The 22569-nt window shown below is 68.5% G+C and carries 24 protein-coding genes; 11 read left to right on the forward strand and 13 right to left on the reverse strand.

Going from position 1 to position 22569, the window contains the following annotated elements; genetic code table 11:
* Window positions 1-52: 52 nt before the first annotated feature.
* The 6 genes from IE302_RS19820 to dprE1 all read right to left on the reverse strand — a co-directional run bounded on the left by IE302_RS19820 (window position 53) and on the right by dprE1 (window position 5552).
* On the reverse strand, window positions 53-652 hold the full coding sequence (locus IE302_RS19820; RefSeq protein WP_191255980.1) for a hypothetical protein: 600 nt from the start codon (window positions 650-652) through the stop codon (window positions 53-55).
* The gene (locus tag IE302_RS19825) at window positions 652-1371 is read right to left on the reverse strand and encodes a hypothetical protein (protein WP_191255981.1); all 720 of its coding nucleotides are present in this window, start codon (window positions 1369-1371) and stop codon (window positions 652-654) included. The genes IE302_RS19820 and IE302_RS19825 overlap by 1 nt, the downstream gene beginning before the upstream one ends.
* Window positions 1368-2858: a WXG100 family type VII secretion target gene (locus tag IE302_RS19830; RefSeq protein ID WP_191255982.1), complete on the reverse strand. Its 1491-nt coding sequence runs from the start codon at window positions 2856-2858 to the stop codon at window positions 1368-1370. Before IE302_RS19830 ends, IE302_RS19825 begins: the two co-directional genes overlap by 4 nt.
* The gene (locus IE302_RS19835; RefSeq protein ID WP_191255983.1) at window positions 2855-3346 is read right to left on the reverse strand and encodes a YbaB/EbfC family nucleoid-associated protein; all 492 of its coding nucleotides are present in this window, start codon (window positions 3344-3346) and stop codon (window positions 2855-2857) included. The genes IE302_RS19830 and IE302_RS19835 overlap by 4 nt, the downstream gene beginning before the upstream one ends.
* Window positions 3347-3429: 83 nt before the next feature.
* Window positions 3430-4185: a decaprenylphospho-beta-D-erythro-pentofuranosid-2-ulose 2-reductase gene (dprE2, locus tag IE302_RS19840; protein WP_191255984.1), complete on the reverse strand. Its 756-nt coding sequence runs from the start codon at window positions 4183-4185 to the stop codon at window positions 3430-3432.
* Window positions 4182-5552: a decaprenylphosphoryl-beta-D-ribose oxidase gene (gene dprE1, locus IE302_RS19845; RefSeq protein ID WP_308436895.1), complete on the reverse strand. Its 1371-nt coding sequence runs from the start codon at window positions 5550-5552 to the stop codon at window positions 4182-4184. The genes dprE2 and dprE1 overlap by 4 nt, the downstream gene beginning before the upstream one ends.
* Before the next feature lie 100 nt (window positions 5553-5652).
* Between dprE1 and IE302_RS19850 the strand changes: the two genes are divergently transcribed.
* The 3 genes from IE302_RS19850 to IE302_RS19860 all read left to right on the forward strand — a co-directional run bounded on the left by IE302_RS19850 (window position 5653) and on the right by IE302_RS19860 (window position 9217).
* Window positions 5653-6147: a GtrA family protein gene (locus tag IE302_RS19850; RefSeq protein ID WP_191255985.1), complete on the forward strand. Its 495-nt coding sequence runs from the start codon at window positions 5653-5655 to the stop codon at window positions 6145-6147.
* Between the two features lie 6 nt (window positions 6148-6153).
* Window positions 6154-8079: a glycosyltransferase gene (locus IE302_RS19855; protein WP_191255986.1), complete on the forward strand. Its 1926-nt coding sequence runs from the start codon at window positions 6154-6156 to the stop codon at window positions 8077-8079.
* Window positions 8080-8203: 124 nt separating this feature from the next.
* Window positions 8204-9217 carry an acyl-CoA dehydrogenase family protein gene (locus IE302_RS19860; RefSeq protein WP_191255987.1) on the forward strand — a complete coding sequence of 338 codons (1014 nt, stop codon included), beginning with the start codon at window positions 8204-8206 and terminating at the stop codon, window positions 9215-9217.
* A 4-nt stretch (window positions 9218-9221) separates the two neighbouring features.
* Here IE302_RS19860 and IE302_RS19865 read toward each other — a convergent pair whose 3' ends face one another.
* Window positions 9222-9464: a hypothetical protein gene (locus IE302_RS19865; protein WP_191255988.1), complete on the reverse strand. Its 243-nt coding sequence runs from the start codon at window positions 9462-9464 to the stop codon at window positions 9222-9224.
* Between the two features lie 114 nt (window positions 9465-9578).
* On the opposite strand from IE302_RS19865, the gene IE302_RS19870 reads away from it, so the two are divergent.
* The 4 genes from IE302_RS19870 (at window position 9579) to IE302_RS19885 (ending at window position 13020) form a co-directional block, all read left to right on the forward strand.
* The gene (locus IE302_RS19870) at window positions 9579-10343 is read left to right on the forward strand and encodes an ESX secretion-associated protein EspG (RefSeq protein ID WP_191255989.1); all 765 of its coding nucleotides are present in this window, start codon (window positions 9579-9581) and stop codon (window positions 10341-10343) included.
* A 154-nt stretch (window positions 10344-10497) separates the two neighbouring features.
* Window positions 10498-10980, forward strand: coding sequence for a hypothetical protein (locus tag IE302_RS19875; protein WP_229907855.1), 483 nt, complete (start codon window positions 10498-10500; stop codon window positions 10978-10980).
* On the forward strand, window positions 10980-11540 hold the full coding sequence (locus IE302_RS19880) for a DUF3558 family protein (protein WP_191255991.1): 561 nt from the start codon (window positions 10980-10982) through the stop codon (window positions 11538-11540). Before IE302_RS19875 ends, IE302_RS19880 begins: the two co-directional genes overlap by 1 nt.
* Before the next feature lie 10 nt (window positions 11541-11550).
* Complete coding sequence (locus tag IE302_RS19885; protein ID WP_191255992.1) at window positions 11551-13020, forward strand: hypothetical protein; 1470 nt, start codon at window positions 11551-11553, stop codon at window positions 13018-13020.
* Window positions 13021-13082: 62 nt separating this feature from the next.
* On the opposite strand, the gene IE302_RS19890 is transcribed toward IE302_RS19885, so the two are convergent.
* The 4 genes from IE302_RS19890 to wzm form a co-directional block, all read right to left on the reverse strand.
* Window positions 13083-14804 carry an arabinofuranosyltransferase AftB family protein gene (locus IE302_RS19890; RefSeq protein WP_229907856.1) on the reverse strand — a complete coding sequence of 574 codons (1722 nt, stop codon included), beginning with the start codon at window positions 14802-14804 and terminating at the stop codon, window positions 13083-13085.
* A 162-nt stretch (window positions 14805-14966) separates the two neighbouring features.
* Window positions 14967-15875: a galactofuranosyltransferase GlfT1 gene (glfT1, locus tag IE302_RS19895; RefSeq protein ID WP_191255993.1), complete on the reverse strand. Its 909-nt coding sequence runs from the start codon at window positions 15873-15875 to the stop codon at window positions 14967-14969.
* Window positions 15872-16696 (reverse strand): galactan export ABC transporter ATP-binding subunit Wzt/RfbE, encoded by an 825-nt coding sequence (gene wzt / locus IE302_RS19900; protein WP_191255994.1) that lies wholly within the window; start codon window positions 16694-16696, stop codon window positions 15872-15874. Before wzt ends, glfT1 begins: the two co-directional genes overlap by 4 nt.
* Before the next feature lie 3 nt (window positions 16697-16699).
* Window positions 16700-17653, reverse strand: coding sequence for a galactan export ABC transporter permease subunit Wzm/RfbD (gene wzm, locus IE302_RS19905; RefSeq protein WP_191255995.1), 954 nt, complete (start codon window positions 17651-17653; stop codon window positions 16700-16702).
* Window positions 17654-17798: 145 nt separating this feature from the next.
* Here wzm and IE302_RS19910 point away from each other — a divergent pair, with 145 nt between their 5' ends.
* Genes IE302_RS19910 through pseI form a run of 4 tightly spaced genes read left to right on the forward strand, consistent with a single transcriptional unit; the run spans window position 17799 to window position 20449 of the window.
* Entirely contained in the window at window positions 17799-18428 is a 630-nt protein-coding gene (locus tag IE302_RS19910) for a glycosyltransferase family 29 protein (protein WP_038507558.1), read from the forward strand.
* A gap of 37 nt (window positions 18429-18465) precedes the next feature.
* Window positions 18466-18906 (forward strand): hypothetical protein, encoded by a 441-nt coding sequence (locus IE302_RS19915; protein ID WP_191255996.1) that lies wholly within the window; start codon window positions 18466-18468, stop codon window positions 18904-18906.
* A 4-nt stretch (window positions 18907-18910) separates the two neighbouring features.
* On the forward strand, window positions 18911-19363 hold the full coding sequence (locus tag IE302_RS19920; protein ID WP_191255997.1) for a GNAT family N-acetyltransferase: 453 nt from the start codon (window positions 18911-18913) through the stop codon (window positions 19361-19363).
* 30 nt (window positions 19364-19393) lie between these two features.
* On the forward strand, window positions 19394-20449 hold the full coding sequence (gene pseI, locus IE302_RS19925; protein WP_191255998.1) for a pseudaminic acid synthase: 1056 nt from the start codon (window positions 19394-19396) through the stop codon (window positions 20447-20449).
* Here pseI and IE302_RS19930 read toward each other — a convergent pair.
* A complete protein-coding gene (locus tag IE302_RS19930) occupies window positions 20446-21582 on the reverse strand; it encodes a DegT/DnrJ/EryC1/StrS family aminotransferase (RefSeq protein ID WP_191255999.1) in 1137 nt (378 codons plus the stop codon). The genes pseI and IE302_RS19930 overlap by 4 nt on opposite strands.
* Window positions 21575-22558, reverse strand: coding sequence for a UDP-N-acetylglucosamine 4,6-dehydratase (inverting) (gene pseB / locus IE302_RS19935; protein WP_191256000.1), 984 nt, complete (start codon window positions 22556-22558; stop codon window positions 21575-21577). The genes IE302_RS19930 and pseB overlap by 8 nt, the downstream gene beginning before the upstream one ends.
* Window positions 22559-22569: the final 11 nt, after the last annotated feature.

The following is a 22569-nucleotide window of genomic DNA, read 5'->3' on the forward strand; positions in this document are numbered from 1 at the left end:
TGCGGTAATTCGTGCTGTCAACTACCGCATTCAGAGGACGAAACGCGTGAGGTCAGCGGCGTGAGCGGGCGCGGTCGGCCCGCGTGACCGCCAGCAGGTCCCGCTGGTAGACCACGGACCCGTCGGCGAAGACGAACTGGAGCACCGGCCGCGCCGGGAAACTCCGCCCCAGGTACAGCGCGGTCACCGAACGCACGACGCCCGACGGCATCTCCTCGAAGGTCCGGAACGGCCGGGACGGGTCGGTTTCCTCGCCCTCCAGCATTTTCGCCGGGTACACGACGGCCAGCCGCCGGTCGGACAGCGTCAGCCGCGCCTCGCCGTGACCGCCGGCGAGATGGTCCGCGAGCCGCGCGGCGGTCTGCTCCATCGAATGCGCGACGACCCAGTAGGCGATCGTCGGGTCGTCGGTCCAGTCGCCTTCGAGGACGTCCGGCGCGGGCAGCGGCCACCGCGTTTTCCCCGTCACCACAGGGGTTTCCCGCGACGGCTCATAGGGCAGCGTGAGTTCGCCGCCCAGCAGCAGGCCGACGTACCCGTGCGCGGGCGGACAGCCGACGATCAGGCGTTCGCCGGGCGCGAGCCAGAACTGGTGCAGCTCCCGTTCGACGATCTCGTCGACGGACTTCGCGATCGGAAGGGTGTTCTCCATCAGCTCACCGTCACCGAGTACAGCCACGCGAACTGCCGCGGATCGTCGCAGTCGAAGAGAAAATCCATCCCCGAACCATCCACAAAGGACGCACGAAGACACGGGCGCCGTTTCTTGCCGTGCTCGGCCACCGCGAAACCGGCGATCCGGTCTCGCGGGATCCCGGCGCGCGGCACCATCTCGTGCCGCGCGATCGGGACGCCCTCGGCGTTCTCGCCGTAGGTCTTCGTGGTCATGATCGCGGCGATGTCCTTGCCGGTCTTCACCACGCCCTTGCCGAAGCCGATCGCCTTCGACATGAACGACTTCTCCGCGGCGGGTTTCTCCGGCTCCGGCGGCGGGACGAACTTCTCCAGCACCAGCAGCCGCGTGCTGGTCAGCGCCCACAGCCGCGAAAGCGAGCCGCTGGTGGACAGCTCCCGCACCGCCGCGTGCGCGATGCCGCCCTGTTCGCCGAGCACGATGACCTGTGGTGACGGCGGATTCGACGCGCCGCCGTCGTCGCCACCGCCCAGTGCGGCGCCGACCATGTCACCGGCGAAGTTCGCCGCGCCCGAGCCGATCTTGCCCAGCACGCTCTTCTTCGGGACACCCCAGGGATCGAGGCCGCGTACGTCGTAGTTCAGCGTGCGGCCGTACGCGGCCCACAGCAACCGTTCGCCCGGATCCAGCGAAGGCAGGGCCTGCGACGCCGCCCCGAGCGGGTAGCCGAGATTCATTCTTCGATCGTGAACCCTCTGTCGGTCGCCGCGCGGCGCTCTTCCTCGGACGACGAATCCTGCGACTCGTGATAGCCGGCCTTGACGCCTTGCTCGACGCCCAGCTCCGTCAGGTTACCGACACTGCCGCGGAAAGCGGCCTTGCCGAAGCTGGTCGTCCCGCTCATGCCCATCGCGCGCAGCCCGGCCTCGGTGAGGTTCGTGGTGAGCGCGTCCGAGCCCTCGCCGCCGACGCCGAACCGGTCCGCGAACTTGTTGGCCGTCTTGGAGGCCCCGGTCGTCGGGTTGGCCTTCGTGACGATCTTGGCGAGCGGGTTCTTGTCGATCTGGTCGGCCAGCCGCTTCTGCAGCCAGTTGCCGTCACGCAGGCCTTCGGTGCGCTCGACGACCTTCTTGAGCGGCCCGTTGCGGAGCATCTTCAGGATGTCTTCGAGCTTGTCGATCAACGGCTTGAGCTTGCCGAGCAGCTGCTTGACCTTCATCCCGAGCCGCCCGCCGGTCACCGCGACCTGACCGGCCGTGGCCGCGCCCGCCGCGCCGACCGAGGCGCCCGCCGTGATCCACGAGGCGGCCAGCGCGGCCAGCCACTCGATGATCAGGCCCATCACCAGTTCCTGGATGATGTCGATGACGATCTCGACGAACGCGTCGAACAGGTCGGCGGCGATCTCCAGGATCTGCTGCAGCCCGCGGACGTCGTTCGCGAACGCCTTGGCGCCGCCCGAGAACTCGGTCATCTGGCCGCGGAACGCGTCGCCCGCGTCGCCCTTCCAGGCCTCCTTGGTGCCGTCGGCGCGCTTCTGCTCGTGCTCGGCGACGCCGTCGAGCCACTTCGCCGTCTGCTCCCAGCCCTTGGCGGTGCTGCGCATCTGCTCGGGGTCGCCGATCGCGGGTTCCAGCACCAGCTCGACCAGCGGGCTGATCACGATCCCGATCAGGAAGCCGAGTCCGTTGTCCAAAAAGGACTGACCGGGGCTCATCACGAGCTGGAGCTGTTCCATCCGCGCGTGCACGGCCGCGATCGCGACGTCCGGCGGGCTGCTGGCCCTGGCGACCTCGGAGGACGTGCTGAGCCAAGAACTGCCGTAGCCGCCGTTCTGCTCCCAGAACCCCTTGCGGCCGGAGTCGCCCGCGCTGTTGAGATCGCTCAGGCTGCCGGGGCCGCTGCCGCCGTCGTCCAGTCCGGCGCCGAGCCCGGTGATGACCTCGGCGGTGCCCTGGTTGTGCTCGGTGTAGGTCTTCGCCGCGGTGGTGGTCTTGTCGGCGATCTGGTCCATGAAGGACTTCGCCTGCTCGGCGAGGTCCTGGCATTCCTGCAGGCCCTCGAAGTACTTGAACGCCATCAGCTCGCCGAGCGGGCCGAAGCAGTCGTCGGAGACCCTGGCCTGCTCCAGCAGGCTCGCGAGGCTGCCGAAGTTCCCCGACGCCTCTTTGGACCCCGTGGAGTGCGCGGTGAGCGCTTCCGTCTGGACGCCGAAGCCGGTCATGAGTCCCTCCGCAGGATCGGGCCGCCGAAGTCGTCGTCCTCGGCGGGAGCGGGGCGCGTCGGACGCTGGGTGCGGACAGGCTGCTGCTGAACGGGCGCGGCCGGTCCGGCGAGGGATTCCGCGGGCGGGGGAGTACTCGGCCCGATCGGTTCGACGTGGGCGTTGAACGCCTCTTTGAACTGCTCCGCGCGATCGCCGAGGATCGGCTGGACGGTCTGCTGCATCGCGGCCGCCGCCTGCTGCGTGGCTTCTCTGATCGCGTTCAGGATGTCCTGTTGCAGCGCGGTGTGCGTGCGGTTCATCGCCTTGGGGGACAGCTGGAGTCCGAGCAGCGCGCCGGACGGGGCGACGGTCACCGTCACCGAGCCGTCGGCGTTGCGCGCGGATCCGCGCAGCCCGGCGATCTTGTCCTTCAGTTCCGCGGCTTTGGCGGCCTGCTCCTGAAACGACCGGATGGCCGCGTCGAGCCTGGCTTCCTGGTCAGCCATCGATTCCTCTCAACCCGTGACGGAAGGGGGACCCTTCCCGGTCCGTGCACGGGTTGAGACGACAGCGGCGGCGGGGGCGTTCCCTAGATCGGGAGTTTGCGGAAGATCGGCCTCGGGATGTGCCGCAGGGCCGACATCACCAGGCGGAACGGCGCGGGCGACCACACCAGTTCCTTGCCGGCGCGCGAGGCGGCGACCGCGGTCTCGGCGACCTGCTCGACGTCGACCGTCAGCGGGGCGTCCTTCATGCCTTCGGTCATCTTGGTCCGGACCTGGCCCGAGCGGACGACCGTGATCTGCACGCCGAACTCGGCCAGCGCCTCGCCGAGGCCAAGGTAGAAGCCGTCGAAACCGGCCTTGGAGGAGCCGTAGACGAAGTTCGACCGGCGGACGCGCTCACCGGCGACCGACGACAGCGCGATGACCTTGCCGTGGCCCTGCTTCTTGAGCTTTTCGGACAGTGCGACGCCCACCGAAACCGCGGCCGTGTAGTTCACGGTCGCCGCCTCGACGGCCTTCGCGTGGTCCTGCCACAGCTCTTCCTGGTCGCCGAGCAGACCGAACGCGACGACGGCGACGTCGATGTCGCCCCCCTCGAAAGCCTTGTCCAGCACGGCCGGGTGCGTGTCGAGCGCCTTGGCGTCGAAGTCCACGGTGGACACTTCGGCGCCCTTGTCCTTCAGGCGCTGCGCGGCCGCGTCGAGCCGGGGCGACTGACGCCCGGCGAGCACGACCCGGAGCGGCTTCTCGGACAGGTACTTCTCCGCGATCGCGAGCGCGATGTCGGAGGTGCCGCCGAGCAGCAGCAGGGACTGGGGGTTGCCCACAGCGTCGATCACAGTTCCAACCTTCGGGACATGTCAGAGGCGAAAACGCCTTCGGGGTCAACGGAAGCGCGGACCTTGCGCCATTCCTCGAGACGCGGGTACATCTTCGCGAAGTTCTCCGCGGAGGTGCGGGAGTCCTTCGCCGTGTACAGACGGCCGCCGAGCGCGAGCACGTCTTCGTCGAGCTCCTGGCAGAACCGGCTCAGCCCGTCCTTGATCGGGAAGTCGAGGCAGACCATCCAGCCGGGGTGCGGGAACGACAGCGGCGCCGCGTTGCCCTCGCCCATCTGCTTGAACACGTTGAGGAACGACACGTGCCCGGAGTCGGCGACCTTCTGGATGATCCGGCGCAGCGGCTCGTGCGCGTTCAGCGGCGTGCTGAACTGGTACTGCAGGAAGCCGTTGGTGCCGTACGCGCGGTTCCACTCGCCGAAGAGATCCAGCGGGTGGTAGAAGGCGGTCAGGCTCTGGATCTGGTCGCGCGCGTTCTTCGCGGTCTTGCGGTAGTACAGCTCGCCGACCATGGAGAACGACAGCTTGTTCGCCAGCCCGTTCGGGAAGATGTCCGGCAGGGTGGCCAGGGTTCCCGGGTTGAACCGGAGCGGGTCCGCGCGCAGCTTGGGCGGCAGTTCGTCCAGCTTCGCGAGCGAGCCGCGCTGGAAGGCGGCGCGGCCGAGCTTCGCGCCCCTGGAGATCGAGTCGAACCAGCCGGACGAGTACGTGTAGTTGTCCTCGGAACCGTCGGTGACCAGCGCGAGGGTCTCGTCGAGGTTCGCCGTGCGCTGGATGTCGGCCTTGAAGTAGGCCGTCTCCGTCTTGGTCATCCGGATCTTGGCCCGGACGATGATGCCGGTCAGGCCGATACCGGCCACGGTCGCCCAGAACAGCTCCGCCTCGGGGCCGTCCGGCGTGATCGTGCGCACCTGCCCGTCGGCGGTGATGAGGTCCAGCGACACCACGTGATTGCCGAAGCTGCCGGCCGAGTGGTGGTTCTTGCCGTGGATGTCGTTGGCGATCGCGCCGCCGATGGTCACCTGGCGCGTGCCCGGCAGCACCGGGACCCACAGGCCGTACGGCAGGCCCTCGCGCATCAGCTTGTCGAGGCTGACCCCGGCGTCGAGGTCGACGATGCCGGAGTCCGGGTCGATCGAGTGGATGCGGTCCAGCACGGTCATGTCGACGACCAGGCCGCCCGCGTTCTGCGCCGGGTCGCCGTAGGACCGGCCGAGCCCGCGCGCGATGACCCCGCGCTCCCCGGCCCGGGTCACCGCCTTGGCGATGGCCTCCACGTCGGGGGTGCTCAGGACGTCCGCGATGGTCGGCGACGTCCTTGCCCAGCCCATGAGCGACTGCCGCTGTGTCTTGGGTGCTTGGGTCACGCGACCAGGGTAACCACGCCGAACACTGCCCGGAACGTGACCCTGAAGTGCTCGCTTCTACACTTTGCGCATCAGCCCCAGCAGTTTATGAGGTAGAGCAGTGGTGGCGACCGACCCGAAAGCCGGTGCGACGGCAGCAGCGCCGTCCTCCCCTGGGCTGCTCGGGCAGCTCATCCGCTTCGGCCTCATCGGCGGCTTCTGCGCCCTGGTCGATTTCGGCGTCTACCAGGGGCTCCGCGCCCTCGGGATGGACGCGACGCCGTGGGTGGACATCGCCCGCGCGCTCAGCTTCATCGTGGGCACCACGACCGCGTTCTTCCTGAACCGCAAGTTCACCTTCGCCGGTGGACGCCAGGAAGGCGCACGTCAGATCGGTAGCTTCGTACTCCTGTACGCCGTGACGTTCCTCGTCGCCGTCGGCGTCAACCGCACGATGCTGCACGTCCTGCCGGACTCGGCCTGGAAGGCCACCTTCGGCTGGGTCGTTTCGCAGGCAACCGCGACCGTGATCAACTTCGTCATGCTCAAGTGGGTCGTCTTCCGTGAGCCCCGCTCAGTCGTGTCAAGCCCCGTGTCAAGCACAGAGGAGAACTGAGGATTCATGCCCGGTAAAGCCGCCGTCACCGGAGAGGCCCCGAGCGCCATGGTGAGCACTATCGACGACACCCGCTTCGCGGAACGCACCCCGCAGGGCCGTCTCACCGCGCAGCGCGGGCTTTACGCCGGCCCGGCCCCCATCGTCAGCAAGGACCTCTACGCCGAGCTCGAATGGGGCAGTGCCGTGCGCGAGCGCGCGGGCATCGCCATCGAGCCGGCGTCGAAGGTGTCCGGCAACACCTATTTCGGGCGCTTCCCCGCGAGCTACTGGCAGCGCTGGACCGACGTGACCGAGGTCCAGGTCGAGGCCGTCGTCACCGGCGACGGCCAGCTTTCCGTCGGCGCTTCCGACCTCGAGGGTGACTCGCGGGTGGTCGCCGCCGAGCTCGTCGCGGGCGCGAAGCAGCAGAAGGTGACGCTCACCGCGAAGCTCGACAAGTTCTACGACGGCGGCGCGCTCTGGCTCGACCTCGAAACCGAGGGCGGTCAGTCGCTGCGTGTCGAGAAGGTCCGCTGGACGGTCGAGGCGCCGGAGAAGATCCGCCCGACCGCGGTGACCATCTGCACGATGAACCGCGCCGACGACTGCCTGTCGAACCTGCAGGCGCTCGCCGCCGACGTCTCCTCGCTGGAGACGCTCGACGCGATCTACGTCGCCGACCAGGGCACCGACCGCGTCGAGACGCGCGACGGCTTCGAGCAGGTCGCGAAGGACCTCGGCGACAAGCTGCACTACATCAAGCAGCCGAACCTCGGCGGCGCCGGCGGGTTCACCCGCGGCCTCTACGAGGTCGCCGGGCACACCGAGACCGAGCACGCGAACGTCCTGTTCATGGACGACGACGTGCTGCTGGAGCCGGATCTGGTGATCCGGATGACCGCGTTCTCCAACCGCACGGTCAACCCGGTCATCGTCGGCGGGCAGATGCTGAACCTGCTGCACCCGAACCAGCTGCACGTCGGCGCCGAGTACGCCCGGCTGAACACGCTGGAGCCCGGCCAGCCGGTCCCGCACTCGCTCTCGACCGCCGACCTGCTCGGCGTCGATGAGGAGACCCTCAAGCCGAACCGCCAGGAACGCCGCCTCGACGCCGGGTACAACGGCTGGTGGTCGTGCCTGATCCCGTACGAGGTCGTCAAGGCCACGGGCTACCCGCTGCCGTTCTTCTTCCAGTGGGACGACGCGGAGTACTCCTACCGCGCCCGCGCGCACGGCTTCCCCACGGTCACCCTTCCGGGCGCCGGCGTCTGGCACGCCGACTTCCACTGGAAGGACTGGGACGAGTGGCACCGCTACTTCAACCTGCGGAACTCGATCATCACCGCCGCGCTGCACTCGCCGTTCAACCTGAACCTGCTCTCGCGCGTGCTCATCGCGCAGCTGGTCCGGTACCTGCTCGGCATGCAGTACGGCCTGTCCGCCACGCTGATCAAGGCCGTCGAGGACTTCCTCGAAGGGCCGGAGGTCCTGCGTGACGGTGGTGTCGCGGCGATGAAGGAGATCCGCCGGATCCGCGACGAGTACCCCGAGACCAAGCGGCACAAGGCCACCGACGTCCCGGGTATCGCGTCGAACGACATCGGCATCATCAACAGCGCGCCGCGGCCCAGCATGCAGCGCCTGGTGCTGATCAAGCGGATCCTCGACCGGGTGCTCGGCCGCAGCCGTCACTCGCTCGGCGCGATCCCGATCGACGAGGCCCACTGGTGGCACGTCGCGACCTTCGACACGGCCGTCGTCACGGACGCTTCGCAGGAAGGCGTGCGGGTCCGCTCGTACGACCGCGCGAAGATGTTCGACCTGGCCCGTCGCGGCGCCAAGGTCATCCAGCGGCTCCGTAAGGAAGGCGCGGCGGTGCAGGAGCAGTACAAGCGCTCCATGCCCGAACTGACGTCGCGGGACAACTGGAAGCGGCTCTACGAGCTGTAGCCCCGCCTCGCTCCAGAGAGTGTCATGAAAGGGCCGTTCAGGACGTTTTTCGTCTTGAACGGCCCTTTCATGACATCTGGGCCAGAACCCCACGGCGAGGAGAGGTTAGGGTAGCCTTACTTGCATGACGGATCCGGTCGCCAGAGCCCAAGCCCTCGCCGATGACCTTCTCTTCCCGGCCGCCGCCGAAGTCGACCTCAAGGGCGAAGTGCCTTCAAGTCACTTCGACGCCCTCGCCGCCGAAGGCTTCTACGGCCTCGCCGCGCCCAAGGAGGCCGGCGGCCCCGGCATCGACCTCCCGACGATCGTCGGAGTCCTCGAAGCCCTGGCGGGCGGCTGCCTCAGCACGATGTTCACCTGGGTCCAGCACCATGGCCTGGTCGCCGCGCTGTCCGCCACCGACCGCGCGGACCTGCGCGAACGCTACCTCCCGGCGCTGATCAAGGGTGAGCTCAAGGCGGGCGCCGCGTTCGCCGCGGTGATCCCGACCCCGCCCAGGCTGCGCGCGGAACGCGTCGAGGGCGGCTACCTGCTCGACGGCGAGGCCCCGTTCGTCAGCGGCTGGGGCGTCGTCGACCTGCTCCAGCTGTGCGCCCGGGACGGCGACACCGTCATCGGCGCGGCCGTCGACGCGGTGCCCGCGGCGGGAATGGAGGTCCAGCCGCTCGACCTCGTCGCGGCGCAGGGCACGTCCACCGTGCACCTCGGCTTCACCCGCTACTTCGTCGCCGACGACCGTGTCTACGGGAAGACCCCGCACGCGGAGTTCGTCGCGGGCAACACCTTCCCCTCCCGCCTCAACGGCTGTGCCCCGCTCGGCCTGGCCACCCGCGCCGCCAGGCTCGTCGAGGACCTCGGAAAGGGCGAGGTCGCCGCCGGGATCAGGGCCGAGATCGACGTCGTCCGCGGGCGCCTCGACGCGGGCCTCGCCGACCCGCCGTCCCTGCCCGCGGCCCGGGCGGCCGGCGCGGAACTCGCGTTCCGTGCCGCCGGCGCGCTGGTCGCGGCCAACGGCAGCACGTCGGTCCTCGCCGGACGACACCCCCAGCGGCTCGTCCGGGAAGCCGCCTTCCTGCTCGTCGCCGCCAGCCGTCCGGAGATCAAGTCGGGACTCCTGGAGCTGTTCTCCCGCGACTAGCGGACTAGTGGAGCCCGAACACCCGGGTCTTGCGGTTCAGGTCGTCGATGTAGGCGGCGGCGACGTGGGAGAAGTTGATCGCCACCTCCGAGTCGTCCTTCGTCTGGATCGACTGGACCGAGCCGGTGCGGACGAAATGCGAGAGATCCTTGGTCAGCCGCTCGGTTTCTTCCTTCGTGAGGGCGAAGAGGAGCGGTTCCCCGCCGGCGGCGAGATGGAGTACGAGCGCGGGTTTCTGGTCTGCCATGAATCCATGGCACCAGCACCGATCACGGCCCGGCAAGCGGGTTCGCTGCGGGCGTACCGGGTCCGTGGACTACGTTCATCCCGACGAACCAGACACCCGCGGGGGGAAATGGCGATGCCGCATTCGTTCTCGTTGTCGCTGGCGGCGGTGGACATCCTGCTCGAACACGGCCGGCTCGGCCCGGCGCCGGTCCCGTTCGAGATCCCGCACATCGGCACCACGACCGACCAGCGCGCGATGGTGCGTGAAGCCGTCTTCCGCGACCTCGAAGGCCGCGGCATGATGCGCGGCGGCAGGCTCGACGCCGACGTCGAACTCGCGCTCGCCACGTTCGTCAATCCGCAGCTCGCCGTCTGGGCGGTCGCGCAGATGGACAAGGACAAGCAGCTGTTCGCGAGGTCCGCGACGAACGGCCAGTTCGCGGTCATCGTGCGCCAGGACGAGAACCTGCTCGTGTTCGAGGAGACCAGGCCGACCGCGATCGTCGCGTCGATCGTGGACCTGCTGCCGCTGACCCCCGCCGGTCCCGGCCAGTCCGTCACCATCGCGAAGCCGGCGAGTGCCCCGAAGCGTCCTCGCAACGACGACGCGTACGACCCCTTCGCCCAGGTCACGGGACCCCGCTCTCACGGCTCGAACCCGCAGCAGCGGCAGGTGGAGCGGATCTTCGAGAAGCCGAAGACGCGCGTGGGCCAGTTCAGTGTGTTCATCCGCGGCGGCCAGGCCTTCCCGCCGCTGGCGTGGTTCGACACCGAAGCCGGCCGGTTCATGATGACCTCGCGCCAGGCGGCCGACGGGCAAAGCTGGCTGACCTACGCTCCCGCCGACAACGCGAGGATCGCGCAGCAGCTGTACACCCAGCTCGAAGGCCAGTTCTGAACCGTCGGGAACCGGGATGACGCCCGTTTCGTCACAGTTCAGGAGCGTACTGCGATGATCGGCGAATCCGCGCGATCCTCGTTGCGCTGAGTGCTCGGCTAGTAGACTGCCGGGCGGTACGCACGGGCGAGCAGACGATGCAGTGGGGCGGACGATGGCTTTCGAAGCGGACGGCGGACAGGCGGCACCGAACTACTCGATCGCCGCTTTGGGGGCGGCGGCCGCCAACTATGTCGAAAAGGGCGGGCTGAACCAGGAGGCGATCGCCAAGGTCAGCGCCGAGACCCAGAAGCTGGTCTCGGCCGCCAAGAGCGGCGGCTTCACGATCACCGAAAAAGGCGTGGAACCGCTCCGCAAGGCCTTGAACGAGATGACCGATCATCTCGAAAAGCTCAAGGACAGGACCGTGTACCTCCGGCAGGCGCCGAAACTCGGCAGCCACCCGTACGGCCAGGCCGTCGCCTCGCACGACCAGAAGGGCGCTTCGGAGGCGGCGGGGTCCGCCGCTGTCGTGCTCCAGCAGCTCAGTCAGGTGGTCAAGGACGCCGATGAGGCGCTGGCCAGGGCCGCTGGGCTGTACAAGGGAGTCGAAGACCGCGCGATCGACGCCACCAAGAAGATCCAGGCTCAGGGATGATGAAGAAGCTCTTTCTGTTGCCGCTCGCCGCGGCCGCTCTGGTGGTCGCCGGTTGCTCTGGCGAAAAGCCGGGTGTGCCCACGCCCGCGCTCACCGCGCCTTCCTCGGCCCCGCAGTCGCAGGCCTCCAGCTCCGCGCCGACCACCGGTGGCGCGGACACCGCCTCGATCGATCCGTGCTCGCTGCTCGCGCAGGCCGATCTCACGTCTTACGGAACCTTCAAGGCCCCTGAGAAGGACGAGGCCGGCGGAGCTCGTGTCTGCCGGTTCGCCCGCGAGCGGGCCAGCGCCAGCGACGAGAGCCTGACCGTGAGCGTGGGCATCCGTGACTCCCAGGGCCTCGACTCCGTGTCCGACGCGGGCAACGGCAAGACCAGCGGCAACGTGAACGGCCGCAAGGCCGTGCTCGTCCCGACCCCGCCCGAGGCGTGCGTGATGGCCCTCGAGGTGAGTGGTTCGGCCCGGGTGGACGTGGTCTCGGTGTCCACCGATCCGGAAAAGGCCTGCGGAATCGCCGAGAAGGTCGCCGACACCGTCGAACCGAAGCTGCCCAAGGCGTAAGGGGGATCAGATGACCATCAAGACACCGGATCTGAGCCAGCAGGAAGTCTCTAAACTCTCGCCCGCAGCTCGGGACGCCTACTTCCAGCAGAAGGCGGACGAGGGCGTCAACCCCGACTCCTGGCTGTTCGGCGCCGTCCAGGAGTTCATCGCCTCCGGCAAGGCCCGGCAGCAGTCCAAAGAGGTCGGCGACCAGAACGTCGACGACCTCACCAAGAGCGGCGACGTCAAGTTCGTCGAAGGACTGGAGCCGTCGAACGCGGACTACCAGGGTTACGACCACGAGAAGCTCGAGCAGTTCATCAAGAACGACTTGAACGTCGAGCAGGTCACCCAGGTCTCCACCGCGTACCACGACATCCACAAGGCCTTCGAAACGTTCTCGACCACGATGACCGAAGCGGTCAAAGCTTCGGAAGGCACCTGGGACGGCGACGCGGCGGGTAACGCGAAGGGCTACTTCAAGAGCCTCAGCAAGTGGTCCGACGCGAACTCCCAGAACGCGAAGCTCGCGTCCGAGACGATCTACGACCAGGGCACCGCGGCTTCGCACGTGAAGAACACGATGCCCGCGCCGATCCCCTTCAGCTGGAAGGACGAGGTCGGCGGCTGGATGACGTCGAACCCGTTCAACCTGGGTGGCAACATCGAAGAGTCCATCCAGAAGCAGCAGCAGAGCCAGGACGCGCATCGGGAAGCGGCCACCGCGATGCACTCCTACGACAAGGCTCTCTACGACGCCGCGTCGAAGCAGCCGGTGTTCGCCGAGCCACCCAAGTTCGGTGTCGACGGCGAGGGTGAAATCAACCGGCCGATGCCTTACGAGGTGCCGCCCGGAGCCCGAAACCCCGGTGACGGCCAGCCCGGCCACGGCAACAACCCCGGCAACACCTACATCCCGCCGGGCAACGGCGGTGGCGGCAATGGTGGTGGCGGAGGCGGGGGCGGCGGTGGCACCGGCCACATCCCCGGTCCCGGCAGCAGCACGGGTTCGGGCAGCATCCCGTCGAGCACGACGCCGTCCGGCTTCCAGAACGGCCCGGCGCCGATCACCACGCCCGGCCCCAACAACAACACCGCGATGCCGATCAGCCCGATGCCGATGGCGCCGCCCATGATGGGCGGCGGCATGGGCGACTCGGAGTACAACGGCCGAGGCGGCCGCAGTGGTGGCGGCAGCGGCTTCGGGCCCGGTGGCGGTTCGGGCTCCACGCCCGGTTCGGGTTCGGCGTCCGGCGCGGCCCGGCCCGGCGGTGTCGGCGCGGCCGAAGCCGCGGCGGGACGCGGGATGGGCGGTCTCGGCGGTGGCGCCGCCGGCCGTGGCGGCCCGGGTATGGGCGGCGGCATGGGTGGCCGTGGTCAGCAGTCGGACGGGGACGAGGACACCGAGCACCAGCGGCCGACGTACCTCGTCGAGGGCGACCCGGACGAGGTCTTCGGCACCGACATGCGCACCGCGCCGCCGGTCATCGGCGAATAAGACGCGAGCGTAAAGGCCCTTTCCCGCGCGTGGCGCAGGAAAGGGCCTTTATGCGTTCCTGGTCAGCGCCCGTGTTGTGCGATGTACGGGTTGCGGTCGTAGCGCAGACCGGACCGGCCGACCGCGTGCACCAGGTTCTCCCAGAATCGGCTTCCGGTCAGCGGCGCTCGCACCGAAGCCAGCATTTCCTGGATCTCGGGCCGCGCGAGGGAACGCCTCGCGGAGGCGATCTCCTCCGCGTCCACCACGCCGCCGGTCGCCGCGGCCAGCTCTTCCGGAGTACCCCGGCCGGCGTCCGCGAGGGTCCAGGCGACCGAGAGCAGCTTGTCGTGCCCCATCGGCCAGCCCTTGATCGAGAGCGAATGCGACGCCAGCGGACTCGCCAACCCGAGGTCGTCGACCACCTTGGTGTCGTAGGGCAGCAGCATGCCGGGGAAGCCGAGCGCGCCGGGAGACGAGACCACGGTCCCTTCCCGTGCCGGTACGACGAGCCATCGATGGCCGAGCGACACCGCGACGACAGGCCCCTCCTTGCCCGCCCTCGCCTCGGCCAGTTCCGGCAGATAGCCGGGGACTTGAGCGGCGTCCTCGGCCAGGATCGGATGGGCCTTGCCCGTGGTGTCGAGCCAGAAGACGCGGGAATCGGTGATGGAGTGGGCGCCGATCTTGTGGTTGACCGCCGAGGGCGCCCGCAACCAGCCCCCGCTCACCAGCGCCCAGACCCCGAGCACCAGCAGCGGCACAGCGGTCCACTTGCTGAGCGGCACGGCGAGCACCGGGAGAAGCAGCAGCAAGAGCGGAGGAAGCAGCATGCGGCCGTGCATGTAGTCACCGCCGACGCGGGTGACGTAGAAGAGCAGGCAGAGCGCGGCGATGACGGGCAGCACGACCACGACGGTCGTCGCACGCGGCAGCTTCCGGAGCACCAACGCCGCGATGACCACCAGCGTGAGCAGCGGGATCGCCAGCAGGTACGGGTCGAGCAGGTCGGCGATGTAGTAGAAGCCGCGGTCCCAGCGGGCCTTCGAGGCTTCCTTCGCCAGCGCCGTGTTCGGCGTGATCAGGCCGTAGTAGCCCATCCGGAAGATCTGATAGCCGACCGGCAGAGCGCCGGCCACGGGAATCCAGAGCAGGGCGCGTTTCCAGCCCGGCTTGGCGATGATGAGCAAGGCGACGCCCCCGAGCACCGTCACCAGTGCGAATTCGGGGCGGACCAGCGGGCCGAGCCCGAGAAGGAAGACCGTGGCCCACGGTCGCGTGTCAGGACGGGTGGCGTGGCGGACCAGGAGCCACCACACACCCGCGAGCCAGCAGGTGACGAGGCCGGTTTCGAGACCCGACGTCGCGAAGTCCCAGAACGGCGAGAGGCCGAGGAGCAGGAGTGCCCCGGCCGGAACGATCAGTTTCGAGGGGTGCAGACGGCGAGCGCCGTCGAGGCCGAGCGCCATCCCGGCGACCGCGAAGAGCAGCCCGAGGATGACGGCCGCCCATTCGAGCCTTATGCCGAAGAAGCCGACGAGTGCGACGATGTACGTCCAGAGCGTGCTGGTGTTCGCTTCGACACGTTCACCGGCGTTGAAGGTCGGACCGTTGCCGTCCAAGAGGTTCTGCACGGTCCGCAGCACGATCAGTCCATCGTCACACACCCATCTTCGGTTCCACGCGATCACCGCGAACAGCGTCACGACCAGCCCGATGCTGACGAAATTCCAGTCGAACCGACGTCTGAGTCCGAGGCTGGGTCTCGCTTCCGGCGTTTCCGGAGCGAGCAGGGTCGTATCCACGAGCAAATCCCCCAAGGGTCTGGACCTTGCGCAAGGTCAGTCTCCGGGAATACGACCGAAGGACGACTTAGGTTGCCGTGAGTAGTGCGACAAAAAAATGGCCACCCTTGTCGGCGAGTCTCCTCGCCCACAAGGGTGACCACTCTCGGTCCTTTGTGGCTCTCAGTAGCGGTAGAACTTCTCCTTGCGGCCCTGGCGCACCAGCTTCAGCCACTGCAGGAAAGCCTTCGGGTCCCGCTTCACCCCGACGAAGTACAGCCCGAACCGCACCACTTCGAGCGCGCCGATCTTGCGCATGCCCGGCTGCGAGAGCAGGTAGCCGCGGTTGCGGTAGGTGTAGTAGCGCTTGACCTCGTTCTCCGGGTCCTGCGCGTGGAACCGGCCGCCCAGCATCGGCTTGAACTCGTCCGAGCCGTCCGGGTGCAGGTACGCGGTCTTGAGCGAGGTGCCGAACGGCAGCCCCGAACGCGCCAGGCGCCGGTGCAGTTCGACCTCGTCGCCGCGGAAGAACAGCCGCAGATCCGGCACGCCGACGACGTCCAAAGTGGACGCGCGGAACAGTGCGCCGTTCATCAGCGAGGCGATGCCGGGCAGGAAGTCGACACCCAGTTCCGACGACGACCGCTTCCAGGTCAGCCCGCGCCGCAACGGGAACGCGAGCTTGTCGGGCGCGTCGATGTTGGACACCACGGGGGAGATCTCGGCCAGACCCCGCTTTTCGGCCTCGTCCAGCAGGATCGCGAGGACGTTCTCGTCGGCCGGGCGGCCGTCGTCGTCGGCCAGCCAGACCCAGTCCGCGCCCAGCGAGAGCGCGTGCAGCATGCCGAGCGCGAACCCGCCCGCGCCACCGAGATTGCGGTGCGAAGGCAGGTACGTGAAGGGGAGCGGGTAGTTCTCGACGATGTCCCGAGCCGACTTGTCCGGCCCGTTGTCGACCACCACGAGATGGTCGACCGGCCGCGTCTGCGCGGCGATCACCTTGAGCGAGTCCGCGAGCAGTTCCCGCCGATGGCGCGTGACGACGACGCCGACGACGGCGCCTTCGGGCAACTGCCGGGTCTCGCTGGTCATCCTTGGCCGCCGTTCGTCGTCGACACCGTCTCCGGCTCGATGCCGAAGCGCTCCAGCGTCTCCTTGCTCATGTTCTCGAACGGGTCGCGTCCCTTGTAGCCGGTGAGCACGTCGCGCAGCGAACCGCGCTGCTTGACGTGTCCCTCGTCCATCCAGATCGCGGAATCGCAAAGCTCGAAGAGGAATTCGTCCGAGTGGCTGGCGAACACCAGGATGCCCGACCGCTTCACCAGGGCCTTCAGCCGGTCCTTCGCCTTATTGAGGAACGCCGCGTCGACCGCGCCGATGCCCTCGTCGAGGATCAGGATCTCCGGGTCGATCGAGGTGACCACGCCCAGCGCGAGGCGCACCCGCATACCGGTCGAGTACGTCCGCAGCGGCATCTGCAGGTAGTCACCGAGCTCGGTGAACTCCGCGATGTCGTCGACGCGGGCTTCCATCTGCTTCGCGGTCATCCCGAGGAACAGGCCGCGGATGATGATGTTCTCCAGCCCGGAGATCTCCGGGTCCATGCCGATGCCGAGGTCGAAGACCGGCGCGATCTTGCCGGAGATCCGCGCCGAACCGCGGGTGGGCTCGTAGATCCCGGACAGCAGCCGCAGCAGCGTCGACTTCCCGGCGCCGTTGTGACCGACCAGGCCGACGCGGTCGCCCTCCTTCAGCTGGAGCGTCACGTCGTGCAGGGCTTCGATGATCGGCACCTTGGTCTCGGTGCCGATCTTGCCACCGACCTTGCCCAGCACCTTCTTCTTCATGGAGCGGGTCTTCGCGTCGAAAATGGGGAAGTCGACGTAGGCGTTGTGCACATCAATGCTGACCATCTGTCACACCCAATAAGAGACGCGGGAACGGTAATTGCGCATCGCGACCAGCGCGAGGATCCAGCCGACGACGGTGAAGCCGATCACCACGTACCAGCTGTTGATGCTGACTTCCTGCCCGATCAGCGGTGCGCGCACGATCTGGATGAAGTGGAACAACGGGTTGCCGTGGACGAACGGCAGCGCCCATGAGGTGTCGACCCTGGCGCCGCCCGCCATCAGCTGGTCGACCGGCCACACGATCGGCGTCATGTAGAACAGCAGCTGGATGATCGAGCTGATCACCTGCGGGATGTCGCGGTAGCGGGTCGAGATGATGCCCAGCAGCAGGGTGACCCAGCCGGCGTTGAGCGCGAGCATGAAGAAGCCGGGGATCGCGGTGAGCGAGTACCAGCCGATGCCGGGGTGGCAGATGCCGGAGAAGCCCGGATCGCAGTTGCCGGTGTTGAGCGAGTACGGATGGTTGAGCGCGGTGAAGAAGATCGCGACGACGATCACGTAGACGATCAGGTTGTGCATGAGCATCAGGGTCTGGCGCCACACCGTCCGCAGCACGTAGACCGACAGCGGCGCCGGGAGCTGTTTGATCAGCCCCTCGTTGGAGATGAACGTCTCCATGCCCTCGGACAGGCAGCCGCTGATGAAGCCCCAGATGATGAACCCGGTGCTGATGTAGGGCAGGAAGGTCGCCGTCGGCATGTGGAACAACTGTGAGTACAGGAGTCCCAGGCCCAGCGCGATGACACCCTGGCTGATCGTGATCCAGAACGGGCCGATCACCGAGCGGCGATAGCGCTGCTTGATGTCCTGCCAGCCGAGGTGTCCCCACAGCTCTTTGGCGGCGAACCCGGTCTTGATGTCGGCGAACGCCCGCGAAAAGGTCTTGCTGTCCGAAATCGGCGGAACCGAGGTCGGCGCAGCACCGTCGGGGGCGTGAACCGTGCTGGTGGCATGCACGGGAACGAGGGTACCGATGGGGCCGATGGTGGCTGGGACACCCCGTCCCGACCACGGAAAGCTACCGTCGGCTTCGCACCCGAACGCGGTGCGTGTGCTGGTATTTTCTGCCCTCATGACTGCTGCACTCGGCGACGCGAGCCTGATGGTCAATCTGCTCGCCGCATACGCCGACCGGCCGGAGCCCCGTTCGGTGGCCGTGGTCGGGAACCAGCCACTGCCGCCGGACCCTCGCCGGGCGAAGGCCATCGACGCCTGCGACCTCGTGATCAGGGTCAACGGCTTCGTGGTCGACGAGCCGGGCGGCCCCGAGACGGTCGGCAGCCGGGTGCACGTCGTCGTGTTCAACCGCGCCGTCCGCGCCACCAAACACGTCTTCCGCGACTACCGCAAACGGCTCTACCTGCTGGTCGAGCCGGGGCGGATGCACTGGGAGCCCGAAGACATCCCGGGCTGGTGGCCGGGTGACCTCGGCTACGTGCCGGTGCCGAACCGCGAGGTCGTCCTGCCGCTCTCCGATGCGCTCGGCCTGCCGAGCCGCGAAGAGGGCCTGTGGTCGACGACCGGGACGCTGGCCGCCTGGATCGCGCGCACCTCCTTCCCGCACGCCACGCTGGTCCTGTCCGGGTTCTCGTTCATCGACGACCCGGCCCAGACCCACTGGGAGCACGCCGCCGGCGACTCCTGCATCGTCGGGCCGGAGCACCGGATCGCCGCCGAGGGCAGGCTCCTGGACTCCTGGACGAAGACCGGCGAAACCGAACTCCTGCGCTGAACCGCAGCCCAGCTCACCCCGAGTAAGGAACCACCCCATGGCAGTGCAGAAACTCCGCAGCGGCGTGATCGGCCGGATCGCCCGGCTCATCGACTTCCGGATCGACGAGCGGCTCCGCGACCTCAACGGGCGCGTCAACGACCTCGAACACGCCACCGCGGACCACCGCCGCAGGCTCGACGGCGCCGAGAGCGGTCTCGAGCACGCGCGCGGCGACCTGCGCTGGACCCGCGCCGAGCTGGACCGCCTGATCCCGAGCGTCGCGGCCCAGGAGGCCCAGCTGGAGGACCTGCGCGAGTCGCTTTCGCTGCCGGTGCACGCCGACAAGCCCGAACTGGCCGAGGCACGCAGCCTGATCCAGGAGATCCAGCGCCAGCACGCCCAGATCCGGGTCCGGCTCGCCGGGATCGCCCGGTACGAGGACCGGCTGCGCCGGATCGAGGACCGTCAGCGCGACACCATCGAGCAGACCCAGTAATCCCGTGCTGGCTCGCGAGGCCACGGAGGCCGACGCCGGGTTGCTGCTCGCCTGGCGGAACGACCCTCGTACCCGTCAGGCGTCCCGCTCGACCGGCGTGATCACACTCGACGAGCATTCGGCCTGGCTGCGTGGCGTGCTCGCATCGACCGAGAGGGTGCTGTACGTCGTCGAACTCGACGGGGTCCCGGTCGGCACCGTCCGGTTCGATCGTGAGGACGAGGGTGTCTGGGAGGTCAGCATCACCCTCGCCCCGGAAAGCCGGGGCCGCGGGTTGTCGGGCCTTGTTCTGGCGGAGGGCGAGCGAGCCTTCACCGCCGGTCACCGGGTGCGGGTCGTCGTGGCCGCCGTGCACGAGGACAACGCGGCGTCGGCCGCGCTCTTCGACCGGGCCGGCTACGCGGAGACCGCGCCTGGCGTCGACGGTTTCCGGCGGTTGGGTAAGACTGTGTCCTGACCAGACCGTCGTCAGGGAGGCGTTCGTTCAATGGCCGCACAGGAAGTCCGGATCGGCGCGCACCGCATCGGAGCCGGGCATCCGCCGTTCGTCATCGCCGAAATGTCCGGTAACCACAACGGTGAGCTGGACCGGGCGCTGGAGATCGTCGACGCGATCGCCGAAACCGGCGCCCAGGCCGTGAAGCTCCAGACGTACCGGCCGGACACGATCACCATCGACGTCGATGCCCCCGCGTTCCGGGTCAGCGACTCGCATTCGCTGTGGGGCGGCGAGAACCTCTACAAGCTCTACGAGCGGGCCCACACGCCGTGGGAATGGCACGAGCCGCTGTTCGAGCGCGCTCGCGCCCGGGGACTGGAGATCTTCTCCAGCCCGTTCGACCCCACCGCCGTCGACCTGCTGGAGTCGCTGGACGCGCCCGCGTACAAGATCGCGTCGTCGGAGATCGTCGACCTGCCGCTGATCGAGCTGTGCGCGAAGACCGGCAAGCCGCTGATCATCTCGACCGGGATGGCCAGCGTCGCCGAGATCGACGCCGCGGTGCGGACGGCGCGTGAGGCGGGCAACGACCAGCTCATCGTGCTCGGCTGCACCGCCAGCTACCCGGCCTCGCCTGCCGAGAGCAACCTGCGCGGCCTGCCCGTCCTGGCGGGCGTGACCGGGACGCTCGTCGGTTTGTCCGACCACACGCCCGGCATCGGCGCACCGCTGGCGGCCGTCGCGCTCGGCGCCGTCGCCATCGAGAAGCACGTCACGCTGGCCAGGGCCGACGGCGGTGTCGATTCCGAGTTCTCCCTGGAGCCCGCCGAACTGGCCGCGCTGGTCACCGAATCGCACCGCGCCTGGGAGGCGCTGGGCGCGCCGGTGATCGGGCCGCGCGAGAGCGAGAAGGAAGGACTGCGGCTGCGGCGTTCCCTCTACGTCGTCGAGGACGTGCGCGCGGGGGACACGGTGACGCGGGAGAACGTCCGCTCGATCCGGCCCGCCGGTGGGCTGGCACCCGCCGAGATCGTGAACGTGCTCGGCCGCACCTTCGCTTCCGACGTCCCGAAGGGCACCGCGCTCACCTGGGGCCTGATCTAGCCGAAGAAGCCGTGGACCTCGTCGATGACGCGGTCCACGTCGGCGTCGGTCAGCGCCGGGAACAGCGGCAGCGAAAGCTCCTGGCTGTAGTACAGCTCCGCGTTCGGGCACATCCCGCGCTGGTATCCGAGGTCTTCGAACACCGGGTGCCAGTACGCGGGGATGTAGTTGACCTGCACGCCGATTCCCTTGGCGCGCAAGTGATCGAACAGCGCGCGACGGCGTCCTTCGAGGACTCGCAGCGGGTACAGGTGCCACACCGGGTCCGCGCCTTCGCGCACGGCAGGTGTCAAAACGCCGTCCAAAGAGGACAGAGAGGCGGTGTAGCGCGCGTGGATCTCCGCGCGCCGCTCCTTGAACTCAGAGAGCCGTCGGAGCTGGCTGCTTCCCAAGGCGCACAACACATCCGGCAGCCGGTAGTTCAGGCCGAACTCGTGCACTTCCTGGTGCCACGCGCCTTCGTCCGGATACCGCTGCGCCGCCTTGTCCCGCACCAGCCCGTGGTTGCGGAAACCGCGGGCCCGCGCCAGCAGCTCGTCCGAACCGGCGATCACCGCGCCGCCTTCGGCCGTGGTGAGGTTCTTGGTGGGGAAGAAGGAGAACGTCGTGAGGTCGGCGAGCGAGCCGACGGGCTTGCCCTGCCAGCTCCCGCCGACGGAGTGCGCGGCGTCCTCCAGCAGCAGCGCGCCGTTGTCGCGGGCGATACCGCCCAGCGCGTCCAGCTCGGCCGGGTGGCCGGCGTAGTCCACGGCCGCGACGACCTTGGTCCGGGAGGTGACGGCCGCCGAAGCCGCCGCCGGATCGAGGTTCCCGGTGTCCGCCTCGACGTCGGCGAAGACGACCTTGCCGCCGAGCAGCGCGGCCGTCGCCGCGGTCGCGACGAACGTCATCGGCGAGGTGACGACCTCGTCACCGGGGCCGATCCCGGCCGCCGCGTACGCGACGTGCAACGCGGCCGTGCCCGAGGTGACGGCCACCGCGGGCGTGCCGCCGGTGTGCTCGGCGAGGTCTTCTTCGAAGCGCGTGACGGCGGGGCCGGTGGTCAGCCAGTCGCCGCGCAGCACCTCGGTGACGGCGGCGATGTCCTCGTCCGAAACGGACTGACGGCCGTACGGAAGGAACTGCTCAGCCATACTGCTCGACCAGGTCGCGCAGTTCGTCCGCGTCGAGCCACAGGTCGTTGGTGTCCGAGCGGTACGCGAAGTTCTCCGGCACGGCTTCGCCACCCGACGGCGGTTCGTAGCCCCAGCCCGCGATGTGCGGCTGGACGACGTAGCGGTCGCTGAGCCGCACCGTCCGGCGGGCGTCGTCGGGGGCGATCATCTCTTCGTGCAGCTTCTCGCCGGGCCGGATGCCGACCTCGTGCATCGGCGAACCGGGCGCGATGGCCTGCGCGAGCTCGACCAGCCGCATGCTGGGGATCCGCGGCACGTACAGCTCGCCGCCGTTCATCTGGTCGAACGAGTCGACCACGAACTGCACGGCCTGCGGGAGCGTGATCCAGAAGCGGGTCATCTCCTTGTGCGTGATCGGCAGCGACTCGCCCTTGGCCGCGAGCGCGCGGAAGAACGGGATCACGCTGCCGCGCGAGCCCATCACGTTGCCGTAGCGGACCACGGAGAACCTGGTCGGATGGGTCGCGGCGTAGTGGTTCGCGCTGATGAACATCCGGTCGGCGCACAGCTTCGTGGCGCCGTAGAGGTTGATCGGGCTGGACGCCTTGTCCGTCGACAGCGCGACGACCTTCTTCACGCCCGTGTCGATCGCGGCCTCGATGACGTTCTGCGAGCCGACGACGTTGGTCTGCACGAATTCGAACGGGTTGTACTCGCCCGTGTCGACCTGCTTGAGGGCCGCGGCGTGCACCACGTAGTCGACCCCGTGCATCGCGCGCTCGAGGCGGCGGCGGTCCCGGATGTCGCCGATGAACCAGCGCAGCCGCGGGTCGTCGCCGAACTGCTGCCGGGCTTCGTACTGCTTGAGCTCGTCACGGGAGAGCACGACCAGCCGTCGCGGGTTCAGCTCGGCCAGGGCGTAGGTGATGAACGCCTTGCCGAACGAACCGGTCCCGCCGGTGAGCAGGATGCTGGAGCCATCCAGCTCGGACATCGTTGACCTCC

The sequence above is a fragment of the Amycolatopsis oliviviridis genome (assembly GCF_014654365.1).
Lineage (GTDB): Bacteria > Actinomycetota > Actinomycetes > Mycobacteriales > Pseudonocardiaceae > Amycolatopsis > Amycolatopsis oliviviridis.